21 protein-coding genes are annotated in these 20349 nt (G+C 59.6%); 8 read left to right on the forward strand and 13 right to left on the reverse strand.

All coding sequences use genetic code 11. From position 1 onward, the window contains the following. Positions 1 to 5: 5 nt before the first annotated feature. The gene (locus B5J99_RS18905; RefSeq protein WP_117353674.1) at positions 6 to 932 is read right to left on the reverse strand and encodes a hypothetical protein; all 927 of its coding nucleotides are present in this window, start codon (positions 930 to 932) and stop codon (positions 6 to 8) included. A gap of 188 nt (positions 933 to 1120) precedes the next feature. On the opposite strand from B5J99_RS18905, the gene B5J99_RS18910 reads away from it, so the two are divergent. The 3 genes from B5J99_RS18910 (at position 1121) to B5J99_RS18920 (ending at position 4253) form a co-directional block, all read left to right on the forward strand. Then, positions 1121 to 2131: a site-specific integrase gene (locus B5J99_RS18910; RefSeq protein ID WP_245991948.1), complete on the forward strand. Its 1011-nt coding sequence runs from the start codon at positions 1121 to 1123 to the stop codon at positions 2129 to 2131. 242 nt (positions 2132 to 2373) lie between these two features. After that, on the forward strand, positions 2374 to 3411 hold the full coding sequence (locus B5J99_RS18915) for an IS110 family RNA-guided transposase (RefSeq protein ID WP_117351837.1): 1038 nt from the start codon (positions 2374 to 2376) through the stop codon (positions 3409 to 3411). Between the two features lie 539 nt (positions 3412 to 3950). Beyond that, a complete protein-coding gene (locus B5J99_RS18920) occupies positions 3951 to 4253 on the forward strand; it encodes a hypothetical protein (protein ID WP_117353678.1) in 303 nt (100 codons plus the stop codon). 439 nt (positions 4254 to 4692) lie between these two features. On the opposite strand, the gene B5J99_RS18925 is transcribed toward B5J99_RS18920, so the two are convergent. Next, positions 4693 to 5343 (reverse strand): hypothetical protein, encoded by a 651-nt coding sequence (locus tag B5J99_RS18925; protein WP_162892711.1) that lies wholly within the window; start codon positions 5341 to 5343, stop codon positions 4693 to 4695. A 417-nt stretch (positions 5344 to 5760) separates the two neighbouring features. Between B5J99_RS18925 and B5J99_RS18930 the strand changes: the two genes are divergently transcribed. Next, on the forward strand, positions 5761 to 7200 hold the full coding sequence (locus tag B5J99_RS18930; RefSeq protein ID WP_162892712.1) for a nitrilase-related carbon-nitrogen hydrolase: 1440 nt from the start codon (positions 5761 to 5763) through the stop codon (positions 7198 to 7200). Positions 7201 to 7406: 206 nt separating this feature from the next. On the opposite strand, the gene B5J99_RS18935 is transcribed toward B5J99_RS18930, so the two are convergent. From B5J99_RS18935 to B5J99_RS18945, 3 genes are all read right to left on the reverse strand, one after another. Beyond that, positions 7407 to 7877, reverse strand: a complete 471-nt coding sequence (locus B5J99_RS18935; protein ID WP_162892713.1) for a hypothetical protein — start codon at positions 7875 to 7877, stop codon at positions 7407 to 7409. Between the two features lie 228 nt (positions 7878 to 8105). Then, on the reverse strand, positions 8106 to 9095 hold the full coding sequence (locus tag B5J99_RS18940) for a hypothetical protein (protein ID WP_117353686.1): 990 nt from the start codon (positions 9093 to 9095) through the stop codon (positions 8106 to 8108). After that, entirely contained in the window at positions 9092 to 9580 is a 489-nt protein-coding gene (locus tag B5J99_RS18945) for a hypothetical protein (RefSeq protein WP_162892714.1), read from the reverse strand. Before B5J99_RS18945 ends, B5J99_RS18940 begins: the two co-directional genes overlap by 4 nt. On the opposite strand from B5J99_RS18945, the gene B5J99_RS18950 reads away from it, so the two are divergent. Together B5J99_RS18950 and B5J99_RS18955 are read left to right on the forward strand one after the other, a co-directional pair. Next, positions 9581 to 10645, forward strand: a complete 1065-nt coding sequence (locus tag B5J99_RS18950; RefSeq protein WP_162892715.1) for a hypothetical protein — start codon at positions 9581 to 9583, stop codon at positions 10643 to 10645. Positions 10646 to 10788: 143 nt separating this feature from the next. Then, entirely contained in the window at positions 10789 to 12096 is a 1308-nt protein-coding gene (locus B5J99_RS18955; RefSeq protein ID WP_211337936.1) for a hypothetical protein, read from the forward strand. Here the strand turns inward: B5J99_RS18955 and B5J99_RS18960 are convergent. Together B5J99_RS18960 and B5J99_RS18965 are read right to left on the reverse strand one after the other, a co-directional pair. Beyond that, positions 12081 to 12719, reverse strand: coding sequence for a WG repeat-containing protein (locus tag B5J99_RS18960; RefSeq protein ID WP_245991955.1), 639 nt, complete (start codon positions 12717 to 12719; stop codon positions 12081 to 12083). The genes B5J99_RS18955 and B5J99_RS18960 overlap by 16 nt on opposite strands. Before the next feature lie 123 nt (positions 12720 to 12842). After that, the gene (locus B5J99_RS18965; protein ID WP_117353696.1) at positions 12843 to 13523 is read right to left on the reverse strand and encodes a hypothetical protein; all 681 of its coding nucleotides are present in this window, start codon (positions 13521 to 13523) and stop codon (positions 12843 to 12845) included. Between the two features lie 152 nt (positions 13524 to 13675). Here B5J99_RS18965 and B5J99_RS18970 point away from each other — a divergent pair, with 152 nt between their 5' ends. After that, entirely contained in the window at positions 13676 to 14821 is a 1146-nt protein-coding gene (locus B5J99_RS18970; protein ID WP_162892717.1) for a hypothetical protein, read from the forward strand. A 223-nt stretch (positions 14822 to 15044) separates the two neighbouring features. Here the strand turns inward: B5J99_RS18970 and B5J99_RS18975 are convergent, their stop codons facing one another. After that, complete coding sequence (locus B5J99_RS18975) at positions 15045 to 15881, reverse strand: DUF7146 domain-containing protein (RefSeq protein WP_117353700.1); 837 nt, start codon at positions 15879 to 15881, stop codon at positions 15045 to 15047. Positions 15882 to 16068: 187 nt separating this feature from the next. Between B5J99_RS18975 and B5J99_RS18980 the strand changes: the two genes are divergently transcribed. After that, the gene (locus B5J99_RS18980) at positions 16069 to 16950 is read left to right on the forward strand and encodes a lytic transglycosylase domain-containing protein (RefSeq protein ID WP_245991950.1); all 882 of its coding nucleotides are present in this window, start codon (positions 16069 to 16071) and stop codon (positions 16948 to 16950) included. On the opposite strand, the gene B5J99_RS18985 is transcribed toward B5J99_RS18980, so the two are convergent. From B5J99_RS18985 to B5J99_RS19650, 5 genes are all read right to left on the reverse strand, one after another. Beyond that, positions 16930 to 17205, reverse strand: coding sequence for a hypothetical protein (locus tag B5J99_RS18985; protein WP_054735501.1), 276 nt, complete (start codon positions 17203 to 17205; stop codon positions 16930 to 16932). The genes B5J99_RS18980 and B5J99_RS18985 overlap by 21 nt on opposite strands. A gap of 9 nt (positions 17206 to 17214) precedes the next feature. After that, positions 17215 to 18693 carry a helix-turn-helix domain-containing protein gene (locus tag B5J99_RS18990; RefSeq protein ID WP_117353702.1) on the reverse strand — a complete coding sequence of 493 codons (1479 nt, stop codon included), beginning with the start codon at positions 18691 to 18693 and terminating at the stop codon, positions 17215 to 17217. Between the two features lie 370 nt (positions 18694 to 19063). After that, the gene (locus tag B5J99_RS18995; RefSeq protein ID WP_117353704.1) at positions 19064 to 19339 is read right to left on the reverse strand and encodes a hypothetical protein; all 276 of its coding nucleotides are present in this window, start codon (positions 19337 to 19339) and stop codon (positions 19064 to 19066) included. 30 nt (positions 19340 to 19369) lie between these two features. Next, a complete protein-coding gene (locus tag B5J99_RS19000; protein ID WP_156444247.1) occupies positions 19370 to 19807 on the reverse strand; it encodes a hypothetical protein in 438 nt (145 codons plus the stop codon). Between the two features lie 85 nt (positions 19808 to 19892). Continuing rightward, entirely contained in the window at positions 19893 to 20282 is a 390-nt protein-coding gene (locus B5J99_RS19650) for a hypothetical protein (protein WP_162892718.1), read from the reverse strand. Positions 20283 to 20349: the final 67 nt, after the last annotated feature.

Consider the following 20349-nt stretch of genomic DNA (forward strand, 5'->3'; position numbering starts at 1 on the left):
CACGTTCACGTGTCCGTTCGGACGATTGCGCCATCGGAAGTTCGAAGACTGGCCATGCCGGCAGTCACCATAGCCGCAACTGATTGTGACGCGGTTCGCTTGGTCACCTCAAGGCCTCTGGCAAGCTCCGCACGGGTAAGAGGTCCGATGCCGACTACAAGACGCCAAGCCAGGGGAGCCGTCGACGAGGCGTAGAGGCCTGAAAGTGCTCCCTCAGCCTGCAGGTGAGCCCTTTGCATGGCACGGAGGTCTCCGGCTGCACTCTCAGCAGCAGCCTGAAGCGCCCGACGTAATAGGACGGGCAGGGGATCCTCGTGAAGTTCACGGAACAGAGCCCGCGGCATGATCCCAGCAAGCGCCATTGGCGCCGAGCCCAGCCCAAACAAGTGTGGGCGCATGGCGGCCGCAAGCGACGCGGCCCAGGCCGCCCCCCGGGGCGCCGAACGTGTGACCGCGAACCCACTAACTTGGACCATCTCGCTGCCGCCTTCAAGAAAGTCGATTTCCTCAGTTCGCAGTTCCGCCAGCCATTCAAGGAGGGTGCCCATCGGATCGCGGGTCGGCAGCAGCGCATCGAGCCGTTCGAGCGCGCGATCAGCAGGCCTGTATACCTCGCTGAATCCTTCGGAGTGACTTTTGGCGGCCATGACCAGCTTGGCGGCATGGGTGAGAGGAGGGTGGCCTCGCCGGCTGATCCACGACAAGAACTGACGGCGTTCTTCGGAATACCACGAGCGCATCAGCTCGTCGGCTTCGAGCCCCGGATTGTGTTCAATTCCAAGATTATCAAACGGATAATCGCGCACATGCACGCGCCAGAGGCGCCGGAGTGAGGCCAGCGCAAGGCATTCGGACAGCTCGGGCGAGATGAAGGGGAGGGCGCCTTCGATGCGGGCAAGCGTCAGTTGCCAGGGTGCTGGGGCAGATACCATCAGCTAGTTAGTATATAAATGGCCTAAAAAGTATACCCAGCTTGTACGGTGCGTTTGATGTCCGATAAATGCCCTTCACGGACGACACCCTAGTCTATATAAAGCAGCCGAAATTCGCCTCGATGTCGCCCGCGCCCTAAGGCAGGGATAAGGCACAGCAGCGGCAATGAAGCTTGAGGAGTGTCGCAGTGGACGATGACAGCAGCAGGGCTTTGGGACTTTCAGATGAAGTCGCGCTTTCGCCGCTGGGGAATGCGATCCCGCCGCAGCTCGCGGCTGAGATCGAAGCCGCCCGGTCGTACCGGGCGCGCTCCAAGGCCGCCAATACTGTCCGGGCCTATTACAGCGACTGGCGGCAGTTCGAAGAATGGTGCTGGGTGCGCGATCTTGAGCCTATGCCGGCTATGCCGGAGGCAGTGGCAACATACCTTGCCTCGCTGGCGCAGGCGGGGAGGGCGGACAGTACCATCGGGCGGCACCTTGCCGCCATCGCCTGGCGCCACAGGCAGGCAGGACAGGTTGCGCCCCAGCACCGCGATCCGCGCGATGTTATTGCTGACACGCTTGCAGGGATCCGGCGCGAGCAGCGCGCGCGGCCGACGCGCAAGAAGAGCGCTATTCTGGCGGCCGATCTGGCTCGAATGATTGCAGCGGCCGAAGGCCAGAGTCCGCGAGCGATCCGCGACCGGGCGGTCATGGCACTTGGGTTGGCGGCGGCGCTGCGGCGTTCCGAACTGGTCGCGCTACAGCTGGCTGACCTCGAGCTGGTGCGCGAGGGGCTCAAGCTCATGATCAGGCACTCGAAAACGGATCAGGAAGGGGAAGGGCAGGTGATTGCTGTTCCGTCGGGCAAGGTGCTCAAACCCGGCGCGCGGCTTAACGAATGGCTCAGCGTCAGGGGAGGGGAGGCCGGTCCTTTGTTCTACCGCACCGACGCACAAGGGATGATGACCAAGGAGCCCATGTCGGATCGCTCGGTTGCCCGCCTGATCCAGCGTTACGCCGAAAAGGTTGGGCTCGATCCTGCCGCATTCGGTGCCCACTCGCTACGCTCAGGGTTCCTGACCGAGGCAGCCAAGGCGGGGGCCTCATTGCCGAAGATGCAGGAGGTATCGCGGCAGAAAAAGGTCGAGGTGCTGCTTGGCTATGTCCGCGACGCAGCGCTGTTCGAGAACCATGCGGGTGAGAGATTTCTGTAGTGCGTGTTTTTGAGCACGCTGCATGGTCCAATTGACCGGGTCTGGGACTTTCCAGACGTTCACTGGCGAAATGCCGAACGGCGGATTTTGCCAAAAGCTGACGCAACCCTGCTCGTGCCGTGAATAGCGGCTATCGCCGGGTTAGGCCCCAAGAGCGGATGAGGTGGATGGCTCCCGCTCACGGCATCTTGGTGCCAATATGGGTTGCTGTCATGCAAACCCGAGCAAAGGAGCCACCCGTCATGGAGATTAGCACAATCGGCCTCGATCTGGCCAAGAATGTTTTTCAGGTTCACGGCGTGAGCGCCACCGGTGAGGTGGTGCTCCGCAAGACACTGCGGCGAGCGCAGGTCTTGCCGTTCTTCGCAAAGCTACCGCCGTGCCTGGTGGGCGCCGAGGCCTGCGGGACGTCGCATCACTGGGCGCGCGAGCTGACGAAGCTCGGGCACGAAGTTCGGCTGATGCCGGCGTCTTACGTGAAGCCTTACGTGAAGCGCGGCAAGAACGACGCTGCCGATGCCGAGGCGATCTGCGAAGCGGTGACGCGCCAGACGATGCGGTTCGTGCCGATCAAATCGCGCGAGCAGCAGGCCGCGCTGTCGATCCACCGTGCGCGCAGCCTGCTGATCAAGCAGCGCACGCAGCTGGTCAACATGATGCGCTGCGTGCTTGCCGAGCTCGGCATTGCGATCCCGGTCGGCGTTGAAAAGGCGTTGCAGATGGCGCGAAAGATCGTCGATGGTGAGGCCGAGCTAGATCTGCCGGACGAAGCGGCGAACGTCGTCGGTGTGCTAGCCGGGCAGGTGCTCCAACTGCACACACAGTTGCGCAAGCTCGATCTTCGTCTTGCTGCTCTGCAGCGCAGTGACGAACGGGCCCGGCGCCTTGCAACGATCCCTGGCATCGGACCCGTTGGCGCTACTGCGCTCGCCGCATCGGTAGGCGACGCCGCACAGTTCAAGTCGGGACGACAGTTCGCAGCCTGGCTGGGGCTGACACCGCGCCAGCGATCGAGCGGTGGCAAGGAACGCCTCGGGCGGATCACCAAGATGGGCGACAACTATCTGCGCCAGCTGCTCGTTGTCGGTGCAACCGCATTGATCCGATCTGCCAGGAGCAAGCCCGAGACGGTCGATCCGCGCTTTGTTGCTCTACTCGCCAGAAAGCCCGCGCGCGTCGCCTCGGTTGCCATCGCCAACAAGATGGCGCGGATCGCATGGGCGATCATGGCGCGGGGCGGAGTCTTCGAGCGCGGTCATGCGCCGATACTGGCTGCATGAGAGATCAAGAGCTTAGCTGAGGAGATCAGCTTCACGACGTTGTGAGAGCAAAGCGATGTGATGGAACGAACCGGTCGGACCGGGAACAAGGACAACCCAACGAATGGCGAAGGCGTTACAGCCTGCAAAGCCGATCGGGACCATGTTCGCGGACCCCATCAGGGCCAGCAGTCCATGCCGACTGCATCAACAGGCCGGACAGACGACTGCACCCGACCCATCACCTGATCATCACTTTATGCTTGCAACGCGGGAGCCATCCACAGACGCCATTCAGCTAGCGACCCCATATCGGTCATTTCTTCTGCCCATCAGTCACGCTGAAAGCCGCCGGATGCAACTACGATGCATCTCCGCGTCTTTGCCGCAAAGGGGACAACTGACTTTATTGAAGGTCGCCTTGGCGGTGCGCTTTACGACACGACTACGATAGCACCCAGATCGTGCGATTTGGACAGTATTCCGGCGGAGATCGTATTACGTTGGTGCGGCTCGGGGTCGTTGGAGGCAGTTATTCCATTGTTCCATGAGGTTGTTTCATGTTCTCTATAGACGACGTCGATGCGCTTTGGGACCACATCGGGTATGTCGCGTTATATGCGCCTGACGAGTTCCCTGAAGAGGATTTTCTAGCTGCCGATCAGCAGATGAACTTGGAGCGAGCCTTTGAGATGCTTCGCCAAGGGTTGACTATCGCTTATCCAGAGTCGTCATTTTTCGAAAGAAAATTGAAACTGAACGATATTTTGGATCAATCCTATGAGGCTTACAAAGCCGGGGATGGGGATTTGGGTAGCAAGCTATTGCATGTTTTTCAGGATGGGATTTTCAAGGCTGAGTGAACGTTCTGTCCCGCCAGCGATGAAGACAGTTAGGTTCTGTTGCCGCAAAGAGGGGAGTGCCGGGTTCTCGCTGAAGATCGTTGGCAGCTTGCGATTACGGCGTTTGCGCCCAGTCGAAGCGGTCGATTAGAACGAGAAATGCAGCGGCTGCTCCCAAGAGCCGCCATTCGCCTTTCCACCCACTTTCGGTCATGAGCGGGGCCGCGCGCGATCCTGATACGTGCCGGGCAGCTTCAACAAGTTTCTCGCCGGAAGCGGAAATTCGCAAACCGACCCCGGAGCGGTCATTGGCGCTACGGCTACTGACTACCAAGCGGTGCTGCGGGCTTGATGCGGTCGTTTGGCTAGACCGCCGCCTTAAGGTGTACCATGTGTGCCGGAACCGTGGTCACGGTTATAGGCATCCATCGCGAAGATGGCATAGCCTTAAAATCCTCGCTCATCGCTTGATCTCCGAGGTAAATGCCGACTGGTAAATCGTCTGCGCGAAGGTGGGTGAGGTCGTTGGACTCCCTCCCGGATCAAGACTCAGCCCACCGTTTTGGAGCCATTGCAGTCTGTCCTGCAAACCAACCGTCACATCATCATGGGTGGTCTCAAGGAGGATGCGTTTCACACCAAGGCTTTCGGGATCGATGCGCTTCACGCTGGTCGGATCATTCAGATCGCCAAAACGCACCATCAGCGGCCATTTTTCGCGCGGCAGTTCGGCACTGACCGGGTCCGCAAACCAACCTCCAAGTTTATTGATCGCCGCAATGTAATCATCGCCACCATCCGGCAGAGTTGCCAACAAGGCGTCCGTGGCCTCCCCGCCAAGGTCAACTCCAGCAACTGGCGTCTTTAAGAGCACGAAAACAGGTCCATCAGCCAGTTCGATGATAGTCGCTTCACCCCGTGTCAGCACTCCACCCGATCTCTCGTCTGCCAAAAGCTTCATTGTATTTTTGGCTGCAATGAATTCGTAAACAGACGAACCTGCACGAAGACCGTTGGAAGTTTCAACCTCTACCGTCATCCGGAAGCGATAACTGGCGCGGTTATTCATCAGGCCGCATCCCGAAAGAAGCACAGCAGTGCTGCCCGCCATCAAACCCAGAACCCCCCGCCGCGCTATCATCCGCTCACCTCCCCGAAATGCATCCCGCTGAGACATAGGACGCTACTCCCTCCTGATCCTAGAGGCCGGGGTGGGCGGAGGTAAAGCACTGGATTGCGAATGTTTATCCCTCCAGTAAGCCGGTGAAAGCCGACATTCGCCAATCCACCCATCTCCGGCCATGAGCGCGGTCGTCGCACGATCCCGAAAGCGGCACGGCGGCTTCGGCCCCCTGCGGGAAAATTCCTGACGTTCGGCAATCGACCCCATTTGAGACTTTGTTCGGAATGTGAGATGATCTTGATGCAGGAATTCAGTCAATTGTGCGTGCGCTCATTGCACCGCCTCGCAAATTGCCTGCGCAAACTGTAAGGTAAATCAAGGGACCGGCTGCTTTGGGGGCATAGCTTGGATTTAAGAAACGGTGTGGTCTCGGCATACGCGCTCGCGGCTCTTTCCGGCCTCCTATTATCCTTGAGTTACGCCCTACACCCGTTCTGGTTGGCTGCCTGGCTGGCGCCTGCGCCTATCATCATTGCAACTCTACGCGCCCCGGCGTCGCATCGCCGTTGGGTGAGCCTGCTTGCGGGAGCGTTCGGCGGTATCAGCACCTTCGCCTATCATCTGACGGTGGGTGGGTGGTTTGCTGCGCTTCTGATTTTCGTGCTCGTCGCGTTGGCTTGGTCGAGCGCCATCCGCCTTGCAGTAGTGTTCGCGGAGAGGTGCCAGTTCTCGCTTGCGCTTCTTTCAGTCCCGGTTGTGTGGGCGGCGATCGATACGTTGCTCATCCACCTATCACCTCATGGCAGTGCTGGAAGCATCGCCTATAGTCAGATGAACGCCCTGCCTGTCATTCAAGTGGCTAGCCTCGGTGGAATGCCCGCTATAACTTTTGTGGTATTGCTGGGCGGTAGTCTATTAGGTCTGTTGATCGGCAAGGGGCTCGAAACGGATCGTAAAGAAAAGCTGGTCGCAGGCATTGCAGCGATTTTTCTTATCGGCGCGACCCTCGCATTTGGCTTCATACGGCTCGACGGAACGGACCGCCCTTCCGGGCCGAACACCGTCCTTGTTGCAACGGATAGCGTCGATAGACGCCAGACAAGCTGGGGTGGGTTCCTGCAGGTCTATGGTGGAGCCATCGAACAGTCAGCCAAGCCAGGTTCGATAGTCGTATTGCCCGAAGCTGTCCTCGACCTGCCCGAAGCGCAAGCTGAAGTTGCCGGACGGGAGCTGGCCGAAAGAGCTTTCGAGACGCGTTCAACCATTGTCGTCGGCATGTCGGTCGAGGGAGTGGACGAGGCAACCGGAAGGGCATTGATCGCACAACCGGATGGCCGCTTTCATTGGTATATCAAGCAGCACCTCATTCCGGGTATCGAAGGTGCATTGACACCGGGCACGCAACCCCTTGTCGTCGCTTCCGCCACCACGAAGATCGGGGTCGCGATCTGCAAGGACATGCATTTTCCGACGCTGGGCCGCGAGTATGCGCAGCAGGGTGCCGAACTCATGTTGGTTCCGGCCAACGATTTCGAGGTCGATGACTGGCTGACTGCCCGAATGACGGTCCTGCGAGGGGTCGAGAGCGGTTTCTCGATAGCTCGCGCTGCGCGTGGTGGCGGCATCAGCTTTGTCAGTGATCGGTATGGAAGGGTGCTTGCCGAGCGACGGAGCGATGGCACGATGGGTGTTTTGGAAGCAGAAATCCCGCTCCGAAAGACCGCGTCGACGGTGTACACAGCCATTGGCGATTTGTTCGGATGGCTTTGTGCTCTTGGCTGGGTAATCTTGACCTTACTTCGCTACGGCTTGTTCGAAAGAGTTCTTGGACGCGTTCGATCCTAAAGCGCTGAAAGTCGGCTTGGGAAATTTTTGGATCTTAATGCAGACTGTCGCCAATCCACCCATGAGGAGTCACGCGCAGGCTGCTGCGGCGATCCTGAAAGCGGTCTTGCGGCTTTGCCCCGCTTCTGAAAAGCTCCTGCCCTTCAGCAAGCGCCCCTGATCCGAGAAACCCAGAGCCGAAAGGTCACAGCCTGTTTGGGATCAAATCAATTATACTTTTCAATCCCCTTGCGCGGCACTAGCCGGAAACGCTTGGTCGTGCCAATCGGCTTTGCCACGCGTCCGCGCTGTTCGATGAACACAGCGGTCACCCGGTCGCCGTTCTGCTGCACTTGCAGTTGGCCTTCATCAGTCCCCGCATAGTAAAACTGGCGAACGAAATAGCGGTTGGGACCTGCACGCCAGACAAGAATCGCTACGCCGCCTCGCTCTTCCTGCTGGTCAATCACGATTACTGACGGGCCAACACGCAGGAACGATACGCCGACCAGCCCCTCCTCCGATGGCCGCGCTGGATCGGCATAGACGAAATGCTCGGTTCTCTTTGATTGCCAGGTAATGTCATACGCCAGGAATGTAGGGCCTGCCGCCGCTGCAATCGGGCAGCTATAGGCAGTGATCGTCGCGCTGGCGTCGCCAGACATACGCAGTGTCGCGTTTGACGTATCCTCTGCCACGGAACAGCCCTGCGGCAAGCGCGGTGCGGCTTGGACAGCCGGACAAAACGCGAGCGCGATCCCCATGAATGCTGGACACATATGCAACAATTGACGGCAGACCATTGGCAACCTTCCTCAGACGCCGGGACCTCGCTCCCGTGCGGAATCGTAGATGTGACGCTCGGCTATCGATCATCAGGCCGCGGATGCAACGATCTGATCGGCTTCCCCTCTGCCGCACGAACATCATGGGATTTCATCGGGCCAGCACACTTCGAAGTGGTCGACATTCCAGAACAAGGCAATGTCGATCCCGGCTTCGGTTGCCATCACCAGAAAGTCGTGGCGTAATGCCGGGCAATCCTTGCGGAACGCGCGCGCCAGTGCGGAGCCCGCGCGCTTCACTTCGACGGGGGTGTCTGCCCTCAGGCTGGCGGACAGCTCGATATATGGGCTGTGGAGCAGATATCGGCCACCCGCCCCCGAAGTTTCAATCAACAGTGCCATCTGTGTATCGGCGTCGGGCACGGCTTGCACCGAAGGAGCGGTGTCCCAAGGGTTGGCGACAGCGATATTCGCATCCATGATCCGTCCGGCCCCGCCGGGCAGGATGTGCACAATAGAGACTTTATCCGGCGTGCTGTCGCCATCAAGATCTGCCTCAATCATCGGCGCAGAGTATTTCGGGTCTGCGATCAGCCGGGGCCTACCCTGCGCTGCTGGCGGCAGATCATCCTCCCCCAATTCCACCAATTCCGGCCCAAGATCGCCGATCGCGGTGCAATCAGGGTCATCGGCGGCAGCCGAAGCGAGGCTAAGGTATTCTACGTGCATTTCCGGGCTGACTGCATCGGGATCGATCCCCTCTGCCTGCAGCAGGCGCATGGCGGACTGGTAATAGTCTGCGGCCAAGCGGCAATCATCGGTTCCGCCGCCCGTGACCGACCAGATCACCCGCCAGCTTCCCGCAAATTTCAGCAGAAATTCACCGCCGTCATATTCCTGCCTAGACGGTTCCACCACGGCGTAGGCGTAGCGGGCCGTCTTGCCTTCGATGACTTTCAAGTAATGTACGATGAAGCGGATTTCCGATTTTGGCTCCGGGCGCAGCGCATCAAGGATGCGTGTGCGCTCTGCCGTGCCCGGCTTGGGCGTATGCACCTGCTGCGCCGCAGCAGGTGGCTGGCCGGTCATGGCGAACAAAGCCAACAGGAGCAGCGCCCGCTTCATGATCATCGCGCCTTGCCTGGTTTGCAGGGCAGCTTGCGTGCAAGGCTCGGCGGATCAAACTGTTCAGCCGACAAGTTAAGGGCGCAGATGATCTGCTGTGCCATCGCCTGCGTTTCGGGAATGCTGAAACGACCGCTGAGCCTGAGTTTTCCTTCCGTGATCGGCTCAACCAGTCGGGCTGAAATCAGCGTGGCGGAGCCGAGTGAAATGGTGATATCGGTATCCAGCAAGCGCAGCGTCTCGGCTTCGAGGCGCTTCGTGGCATCCGGCAGCAAGACAATATCCAGCACAGGAATGCCATTGGCGTCAAAATCTTGCGCCAGCATAGCAATGTCGCTGCGCACCAGCGCCAATTGCCCGAAGTATAGCGCGTTGGCATCAGGCTTGTTGCCATCGGGTGCCGCAGGCTGCGTTGAACCGGGATCGCCCCCCTGACGCGCAGCGTTGAGCGGCGCAACGGCAAGAACGAAGCTGGCAACAACTGCCTCCACATGATAGCGCGACGTTCGGCCGAACCGCCTGATAGGACGATCAAAATTCATTTCCCCAGCGTAGCCAGATGCGTTTCATTCGGCAATGGATGCCGGCAATCGGTTCTGGCCGGTTTTCGGGCGCTGGCGCTGACTGCCGGGCTGATCATCCTGCCTGCCCCGGCTCATGCGCAGGATTTTTTCAACGGCATGGTGGTCACCGATGAACAGGGTCTCGTGCTCGATCGCTGCCACTTGGGGGGCACGCGCTACCGGTTGATCGCGGCGGACGGCGCAGATGATCCATTGGCCCGGTTGCGCGGCCAAAAAGGCCTGATCCAGATTGAAGTGATCGCCCGTTACCGGGCCGATGGCGAAGCCCATGTGCTAGAAGTCCTGTCGGTTGAGAGCATTTCGGTCGGGCGATCTTGCCATCTGTTCGATGCTGTCGACGCTGCTTTTGACCCGGAACACGTGGCCGAGCGCGACATTACCGATCGATGGGAAGCGCTTGCTCTTGCCAGCGTTGCACCTGCCGATGTCGCGGTGATCGGCAGCGGCGACTATGCCTATCGCTTCGTGTTGCTACAGCCGCGCACGGGAAAGCCCGCGCCGGATACCGACTATGCCCTGTCGATCAGCAGGACGACGGGCTACGAACTGCCATTTGTGGCGGACGAGAAAAAGGTGTTTCAGGGACGAACGGACGGCGAGGGGCGCACGCCCGTATTCCGCTTGCCCGTCCGTCTTCCCGATGGAGCTTTCGACTTACGCGAACGGTTCGGCAGCGGGCCTTACGGCGAAACGTTCCACCTGACCGATCATCACGATAACGACCTGTTTAACATGCCGTATCTGATAATTACCTGCACCAACCCGCCGCGCTTTTTCTGGGGCTATACCTATCCAAACGGAGATACCGCCTACACGGCCAGCGATGGCCCGATCAACATTCAGCTGCGCGTGTTGGCTCATATCGATGACCCGCTGCCAACAGACTGTGATGACGGGCGAAGCGAAGATGGCGACGATACCGCCGCGCAGACCACCAGCGCAAATGGCGAAGTCGCAGCAGGAGACGAATGACAGTGCGCGCCCATCTGGTCCATATAGCCGCCTGTTCAGCATTGTTTGCGCCGGCGCCTCTGGGGGCGGAGCCAGTGCAAAGCCTCGCTGAGGTTGTCGAGGAGGTGTCGCAGACAGCGGCAGCCGGTGATAAGATTGGGCACTTGGCGGCCTACCGAAAACTCGCTGCCTTGTTGGCGGCTGATCCTGCGCAGCAGAACGCGCTTGGGCTTTTCGTTCAGGCGGATATGCAGCGCGAAATCGCGCGAGCAGCCTTTGACATCGGCAGCGGCGAGGCATGCACGGCGCTGAATCAGGGCAACGCTTACCTGAGCAAGGCACTTGCAATCCTGGCCCGGGCCCAAGAGGCAGGCGCCCCCGAAGCGCTGGACGGGCTGGCGCGTGAACTTGACGACGAGCGCCGCCGAATGGGCTGCATCCAATCTGGGCCTCCCGCTGACGTCGGTACGCCAGACGCATCGCTGGCCGGGCATTATTACCTGTCGGGGGTCATGGAAACCGGGTCGGAACTGCTGCTGAAGCCCGATGGACAGTTCGAATGGTACATCAGCTATGGGGCGGTGGATCAGGTGGCCAAGGGGCGCTGGGGACGTACCGCTGAGACTGTAACCCTTGCGACCGACGTCCCGCCCGCGGATGCGCCCTTGTTCCGTGCGGACGAAGTGTTCCCGTGGGACGCGGATGTGGAGCGTCAATTGCGCCGGTTCGAAAGGGCCGATCTCGAAGACTTGGTCGCCGCAAGGTGCCCTTGGAACATCGCAATGACCACGACGCTGTGGAGCTATGATCTCGAAATTCCAAAGCCCGTAACCGATGCGGAACTTGCAAAAGCAAGCGAGACCAAGCGCGCTGCCGAGGCCATCCGGGACGAGGCAAGCCGCATCTTCGCAAAAGCGGCCAGCGCGACAGCAACCGAGGATGATCGAGCCGCCGCCAGTGTAGCGATGGAGGCGTGGGGCAAGGCCCACTCCGACATGGCGCAGGCCCACCACGATGCCAATCTGCCTGAACCCGATATCGGCTCTCCGGCCGTGCCGCCAGAATGCCAGCTTCCCGCAGAGGAGAGCTATAAGCCCATTCCCGAATCCGAATGGCGTCGGGGCGTCGGTATCGTAGTCGGCGATCCGGCACGGGAGATGCGCCTGTCCGATGTTGAGGTCACGTTTGTGTTCGGCGATGGCCACCGCGAAACCGCCAAAACCCGCCGGGGCGGTATGGCCTTCGTGCCTGTGCGCAAAGGCGCGGCCGTCCAGCAGATCACGCTGGCTATGTCCGAACCCGTTTCACGAACCGAGACGCTTTCCATCGCACCGCTGATAGAAGGGATTCAAGCGGTGATGGTGGACACCCGGCAGATTGCCGAACCTCCTTTCGAGGTCATGCGTCTTGAGGTCCAGGGCAACGACCTGATCCCGGAAGACATGCCGCGCGGCCGCTATTCGCGCAATTGAGGCGGCAGCCACCCTCTGGTGCCGCACCCGGCGGCCGGTCGAGTGCGGCCGCGCCTGTCGATGCAAAGTGCGGTGCCGCCTTTGTAAAAGCTGTGCTCGCCGTCTGAAACCGTCACGCAGCCGATACAGACCCATGCCCGGCCTTTGTCGAAAGTAAAGGCGCCGTCATAGGTGGCCGGAATGACCACTCTCAGGCGGCGGTTGGCAAAGCCGAGCTTTTCACCAATCTTGACGCGCACCAGCCCGCTGTTGAATTCATCAGGGAAATTGTCGAACGTCGTGACAACCAGGGCGCGACCGTCACGCCGGACATAGGCATAGCCTCTCTCGCGAATGGCCATCGTCGCGAGCCCCCAGCCATCAAAATCGAGCTGCCTCAGAGCTTCCGCGCTCACCACATAGCTGCCATCTGCGGCGGGCCGTGCACAGTCCCCAAGGGGTTCAAATGTTCCTTCCCTGAGTGTCACGCATGACAGGCTCAAGGTATCTGAGTCCCGTTCCTGACTCGCGAGGCGAAGGTCGTGCTCGCGGATAAGGTGTGGGCGTTGGGATCCGGATGGATCATCGCCAAAGTTGTTGCTTGCCAAAGAAGGCTGATCATCTGCCGCTTGTGCCAGCGGCATTGCCAGCAAGCTTATGACCGATGCGCTCAGCAGCGCCCCTGATAAGCGGCGGCAAGACTTGGGCAAGCGACGCCTAATCCTGCGTCCCCCGGTTACAATCATCGGGTAGAACGACGCGCCCGATCACAGGGGATTGCCATCACGATCCAGCAGTTCAATCCGGTAGGAGCAGCCATAGAGCGTCTTGCCCGGATGGCTTGCCACGTTGGAGATCGACCGGGCAATGATGGTGCGCGTGCCGAAGCTTTCATCTTCGTTGGCCGGTTCCGTCACGTCTGCAAGCACGCGTTCTCCCATGAATTTGGTGAAGCCGGCGGCCGGATCATGATCGTCCGTGATTGACGGATTTGCTGCTCTCATCTGCGCAGCATCGTTTAACGCCTCCGGGCTAGCCGACACAGCTGCATCAGCCACGTCTTCGTCCGGACCAGCAAAGTCGGCATCATTGGTGATTTCTTCATCTGCCGCAAGCTCGCTCGGATCTGCAAGATCGAGAATGGCCAGAACCCCGCCAGAGGTAAACGCCACTCGTCTGGTCCACCAGCGCCCTGTTATCCATTCCGCCTCGGGGAGTTCGTATTCGGCCAGAAACGGGTTCTCGTTATCGATTTTCCGCCAGCCCCAGCTTTTTGCAAGATTGTCTTCGCCAACCGCGGCTAGCGCAAATGAATTGTAGGTGGGGGCGTCAATGTGGCAATTGACGGCATCGGTGATGCTGACATCCGAGGGATCAAATTCGACATCGTCGATTGCCATGGCGGGCATCGCCGGCAACGCCAGAGCAATGAAAAGCAAGCGAAACATGCTGTATGCTAGGCAGCAATTGCGAACTAGACAAGGCTTCGTTGGTCGAATGCCGGTCCCGCTGCGCATGTTCCGGGGGTGCTGAGCAGCCCGCCGGCATGCGGCAGCAGCCAGCAAGGGCTAGTATGTCGATGGTCCGATTGGAGCCGCGAATGAGCCTTGCTGTCTACAAAAGCGTTTGGGTGATGACCACCGCTATGATCTTGTGTTTTCACAGTATTCCTGCAGCGCAGACACAAACACCAACTGATGATGGGCACGCAGCGCGCTGCACCGATTCGGAAGCAGTCCCGGCAGCAGCGTGTTTTTCGGGATTTTACGTCGGGCAACCCGGGGACGACACCGCCCCCGTCCTTCATCTGCTTGAAGACGGCAGTTTCGAATGGTGGCAACGTGATCAGTCCGTCCCATCATTCTCGATCGGCGTGTGGGCAATAGAGGACGACCAGATTGTGCTGCAAACTGATGTTCCTCCAGCAGGTGTGCCGGCGTTCAGTCTGGATCGACAGGCCGAATGGTCAAGCTTTGATGAACAACGGCGGATCAACCGTGATTATGATGGATTGATCGCAGCGGCCGAAGCGCGCTGCCCGTTCGCACCCGTGGTCCTACCGGTCCAGACATTTGCTCCGCCCGAGCGACCGCGTCCTGGCCCGCTTGCCACCAGCGAGGCGCAACAGACCTTCAGGCGCTGGCAATTGGCCAAACAGGAGGCAGAGCTCGCTGCCCAGCGCGCTGTCGATGCGAGCGAGGAAATGGCTGCTACGCTCAATGAGCAGGCACGCGAAGCGTTATACAGGGCTGAACAACTCGAACACGAGGTAACCCTGTCATACCAGATCGCAGGTCTCGCGCATCCGCGAACCAGTCCGCCAGTTCTTCCAGAAACGTGCCGGATTGAGCGGCGTCCAGATGCCGACAATATCCCGCAGAGCGAATGGCGCAAAGGCATCGAGGTGCAGGTCTCCCATGACATATTCAAAAGCGGTGTGGGAGATGTCATCATCCGTCTCGAATTCGCGGATGGGCAAGTTCGCATCGGGAAAACGGACGAGCTTGGCGCTTTTTATGATCCGGGCATCCCCGGCAATGCCATCGTCAGAATCACCGCCGACCACGCCTTGCTCTCAGGGCGTCTGTCCATCCTGGAGACTGAGCCTTTCGAATTTGGTGTCGTTCACATATTGGCCGATAGCCGCCTGCTGGGGGGAGCGAGGTTTATCAGCTTGAAGCTGACGCGTGATGGTGCCGAACTGGTGTCGGATGAAGAAACACCGGTGCGCTATGTGCGCGAGTAACCAAGCGACCGGACTGGATCGGGCGCAGCCATGCACTGATCCAAGACAACTTTTCGGCGCCAGAAAAGCCGCAGTTCGCCAAACCACCCAGTTGCAGTCATCAGCGTGGCCAGTGCATGATCCTGAAAGCTGCACGACGGCTTTCAGCGAAAGCAGACGTTTAGTCTCGCAACTCTGAACGACCGGGTGTGGGTCGGCAGCCGACACTCAGCGCGATGTTCATTTAACTGATCTGGCTTTGAACCTGCGCCCAGTCGTGGAAACGCCTTGGCGGTGGATCACGAATGATCTGCCTTTCTGGTATGTTGTGTGATCCAACTGCCGCCATTGCAGCGCATCGGCCTGGATCATCGTTGTCCGAGGCTATGTAAAGGGTGCCAACATGGTCTGGAACGTTGATTAGCGCGAGACGCTCATTCCCGAGTGCTGCCCAGCACGGGACTCCTTTGATCTGAGCATAGCTTGCCGCATCCTCCATGCCCTCAGCAATGGCGAGCACGTTGCCTTCGAACTGTGGAGCCCAAGCGCCCTGTCCGGGTTTGCCGAGCATGAACTTGCCATCATGCCATGTTCCGTCGTCCGTCAGCCTGATCCGCTGGAGAGCCGTCAATTTGTGCCCAGTTCGGACAGCGACCAGCAACGCGGGCCGGAAGGTGGTTTCGGGCTTGCGGCCGAACGGGCACCTTGGATGAAAGCGTAAGTCGGGGAGATCGACTGACAGTCGCCTCGATCGAAGGTAGACTTCGCCGAGCGTTCCCCGGATTTCTATGCCCTGATCCCAGATCCTTCTGACATTGGGCGCAGTTCCTTCTGGACTGTAAGTCGGGGGAGGGGAGTGCAGGATCGGTCTGGTCCGACCGATTTCGCGCAGGACATCCTCGCTGCGGCAGCCCGCGAAACAATGAACCAGAATACCCCGCTCGCCCTGCCGGACAGAAAGGGAAGGGGTTCTGTCTGCGTGCGCGGGGCAGACGCACATCGCGTAGGAACCGTGCCAACGGCCCTTCAGTGCAGCAACGATGTCGATGGTCTCCTGGGTGGGTTTGAGCGCAATCAACATAAACCCGCTCCTCTCAGCTAAGCCTCACCATCTTTCCCCTTTGGATCGACCCGACCTTCTCCTGCACGGCTCGCGATGGCCAACGCCCCTTTCGTCTGTGCGATGCCAGATTGTACGCGATTGCCATGCGGCGCGTGTTCATTTAGAAAAGTAGGGCGATATCCGAACCACGCCGAAAGGTGTGGTCATGAAAAATCTTCTATTTTTCCTGGTTGCTTTGACGCCGACGCCATCGTCGGCGCGCGAAGCCATTCTCGACGTGTTTTCGCCAGAGGCAAAACCGGACTTCGCTGTGCTCGCCCCACAGTTGCGCGGGAAGGTCGATCTCGAGCAATCAGTGGAACCGCCTCCGGCTCTAGTGGATGCGTTTTCACCAGAGTTGAACGGCGACTTTGAGTTGATCCCGCACAGCTTCACGATCAATCCCTATGCCGCGCGTCCCGCTGTTCCTTCGTGGATGCGGGCAGGTGCATCATTCATGGGCCCTGCTTCTTCACCTTCCCGCCCTGTGCAGGATGACCCACTCTGCCAGTCCCGCAGCTTCTTCCCGCGATATGGTATCAGCAGGGATGCCCAGGCTCGCCGGACAGCCTATTTCAACCTGATCGTCGACGTCGCTTGTGCTGCCGGCGTGCCCGTTGTTCTGTTTGACGCCTTGCTGGCGCAGGAAAGCAGATATCGTCCCTTCGCCCGAAGCAGTGCCGGTGCGATGGGCATGGCGCAGCTGATGCCCGGTACGGCTCAGTATCTGCGTGTCAGCGATCCTTGGGATGTTCGGCAAAACCTTGTCGGCGGTGCGCGGTATCTGCGCGAGCAGCTGGATCGCTTCGGGACATGGGAGCTTGCACTGGCTGCCTACAATGCAGGCCCGGGACGCGTTGACCAGTTTGGCGGTATCCCGCCGTTTCGTGAGACCCGCAACTATGTGCGCACGATCATGGGTTCGATCGGCAATCCGAATTCGACCGGCGGCGTGTCGCTTGCCTCGGCAGCACTTCCCGCGCCCAATCCGTTTCGCCGGGTGATGCTTGCCTCGTTCGAAGGACGATCAGACGTTCCAGAACACTGAGAACCCAACGTGCCACGCATAGTACACACTGATCGCCAGGATGACGGGCGCGCCCTTGAGGTAGTTGAGCTGCCAGCGCAGCCAGAGCTTCGGGATGACCAGAGCTTTCTGGAGCCCCGTTTGGTGCGTGGGTCGCCATCTGCCACTGCGCCAGTCGTCGGCAGTCACTACTACCGCGAGCACTGCGCAGATCAGCGCCATCATTCCCACGCCGATGTAGAGCGATGTCCAAGCGATAAGGGCTTCCTGCTTCATGAGTCGGACCTAGTGCAGCGATGATCGAAGAGAGATACGCACTTTCGAAGCTCTTGTATCCCCCTGGCCGAATACTGCCTTTCTGCGGCCGAGCAGCGTGTGGCCGAGATTGAGTTCACCGCTGCGGGCGCGCCGCACCAGCGCCTGCATGTATGCATCGGGCGTCTTGCGGATTTGTCCGTTGGCCAAGTGATGCCCGGTGATCAGAGCGCACAGGAGTGCGACCCCTGTGCCCAGTGTCGCACTTGCCCGCGCGGCCGTAGCCTGGCCTATCTGGCAGACCCGAGCGACCTCGTGGAGCTCGGTCAGGCCCGGTCGGGTTCCAATTTCGACCATGCCGTCGATAAAGGGGAAGAGGGCAGGGGCTTCGGCCCAAACGAAACCCGATCGATGGATGCCGTAGACATCATGCGCGTCGGCCGAGACCTGCGCGTTCTGAAAAGCATCGGCTGTTTCTTGCTTCACCCTGTCGGCATCAGGTGTGGCTGGAATGTTATCAGGTTCTTGGCGGCAAACGCCCTCTGCCAAGCCGTATACAGATTCAAGAGCTTCTTCAGGGCTGTATTGATGGTGGTCATCCCGGCGCACCGTAGTGTCCCCGGAAGGTGTCAGCGACGAAATGTCGTCGAGCGATATGCGCTCTGACAACCGATCAAGCAGCCGGGTCGCGACCTCGGCGAGGCGGCCGAGCACTGCGATCGCGTCCATGGATCCTTTCCGCCTCTGGTATGTGCGCCGCGCCGCAGCGATCGCATCGAGCTTCGTTCTGGTCTTGTCAGCCCAGAGGTGGCCCTGCTCGAACGGCCGCAGCAGCCGGTACGCGCTGCTTGTTGCCCTTCGAATTTCATTGGGCAGTATCAGGTTTTGCGCGGCCAGGGCCTTCTCGGTGGCGGCCAGTTGTGTGAGGTAATCCTCAAGGAGGAGCAGCGGCGCCAGCGACCATCCTGATGCGTCGGAGCGATCCTCGCTGTCTCGTGACCCAAGAAATCGCTTGCCGTTGCCGGCGAGGCAATGGGGGATGATCAGGCCGTATTCGGCAAGGCGCCTGATGTTCTTGCGCGCGGCGGTCCACCCGATCCGGCATTTGAGATGGTCGTTCGAGGCGGCAATGAGCGGGCCGCAGCGGCTGTCCCAGTCGATATTCATGGCCGCGATGTTCGCGGCGGCATCGTAAAGATCGCGCCAGACGATTCTCGGAACATCGATCGTCACGGGCGGCATCCTCGCGAAGGTCTCGATGATGTCGAGCAGTTTGCGCCGACGCTGCCTGCCTGCGTTTTCGGTCCCGGTATGTCCGAACCCCCGCATCATCTTGCTGACGCGCGCTGCATGTCTAGCCCGATCTGCCGGGTCTTCCATGAAAGTGATCTTGGTCAGCTGGTCGGTCTCGAGCGTCCCCAGGTTTGGCAGACAGGCGCCGATCGCTGCTGGCCCTCCCCGGCGGCGGCTATTCACCTCCGAGGCTGCCTGATTTTTGACAATAGTCACCCCTTCGCTCCCTCAGTCCTGAGGTGCGGCACAGACAAAGAACATTGCCCGCAAAATTTGCGAAAAATGCTTGTAAGTTGTCAGGGAGCAGGTAGCTTGCCGGTGTCTCTCGCCACGCTTTGGCGCGGCAAATTACAGCTTCCTTCGAAAGGCCCGGGCGCTGCCCGGGTTTTTCATGTCTGCGTCGCTGACCTCCCTTTCATATGCACCAGCTGGTGCTGCGATCCCTGGCAGCGTTCGGGCGCGCTTCATCGCGCGCAGAAGCGCTTGTTTGCCATTCGGTCTGTTGCTAGAAAGCGAGGTGAACTTGGCGCTCTGGCAACAGGATGCGTTAAAGGGGGTCCCGTTGGCGCGGGGCCCCCTTTCAATTTCAGAGCATCATCGGTTGTCCTTCTGATGGTTCAGGCGATCTGAAGCTGAGCGTTGTCGCCACAATCGCTGCGATGACCGCTTCCCTGGACGAAAGATCATCCCTTTTCAGCTGGTCAATCATCTCGATCATGGCTGCTGGCAGCCAGATTTCGAGGGGGTGCAGACCGTCCTTGCGGCGCCTGCGTCTTTGCTCCGCTTTCCGGTTCCGGGCGCCTTCCGCTGCCGGCGCACCGTTAGCGGCTAGGTGTTCGTGACCAGTCACGCGCTCCATCATGAAGCGTTGTCGTCCTTCGTGACGAACGGATCATGCGTAGGCATGTTCAAATCCGCCGCCGTTATGCCGGTTCTCGAGTGACATATGGTGTTTCGCGATGGCGGTGGATGTCTTCTTCGCGATCGTTTCGCACAGGCTTTGACGGATAGTTTCGAATTGCCCCTCGCATGCTGCCAGCTCGCTCGGAAGGCGAGCAGCGAGCGCGACCGCTACCAGGGCAGTCGTCTCGCAGCATGGGTCTTCGTATGAGCTTGCGCTGTTGTAGCAGAGCAGAACGAGGCCGGCTCTGATTGGGTCAATCTCGAGGTGAACAAGGACCCTCTGGAATTCGTCTATTGTGAGGCTGCCGGCTTCGAGCCTTTCAAAAAAGCCTGCACGGCGGCTCCGTTTGAGGACTCCTTCGTCGGCCATCTTCCTGAGGCTCGTATGACGCAGCTGCATCTGTTCCTTGATCAGAGCAGCGTACATTCTGTTTACGCTATGGGCCTTTACTCCCAAGACCTCGGGCGTCCCCTTGCACATTCATGCCTCCGCCATGCCACACCATGCAATTTCATAGTGTGATCTTGCCAGCGGGAATTTTGCAAGTGGAAAATTCGCCCTGCGCAACGAGTAAGGCACAGAACACAAGGGTTTCTCGTACGCCGCAATGGACTTTCGTCTTGGCGTTCAGCTCCCCTTTCAGGCGTTCGACAGCCGCATTTTCCTTCGAATTGAGCCGCACGTAGATGCGGATGGGGCCGTCCACCGGGAGTTGAGCCACCAAGCCAGCTGCATGATCTTCCTTCGGTTCCTGATATCTCGCCAAGGCATAGAGAAGGACGTCTTTGAATTTTACGAAGCGGCCTCGTTCCAAGCTTAGCGAGGCTATGGCCTTTACGATCTGTTCGAAGGCCACATTGCTCACGGCGATTTCGTGCGCCACATGCGTGTTCTGCTCCACGTCCAACCACCTTCCTGTGTTTCCCGAAGGGTTGCCCCTTCGTCCGCTTCCGACACGGGTTCGAATC

Source organism: Blastomonas fulva, assembly GCF_003431825.1.
GTDB lineage: Bacteria > Pseudomonadota > Alphaproteobacteria > Sphingomonadales > Sphingomonadaceae > Blastomonas > Blastomonas fulva.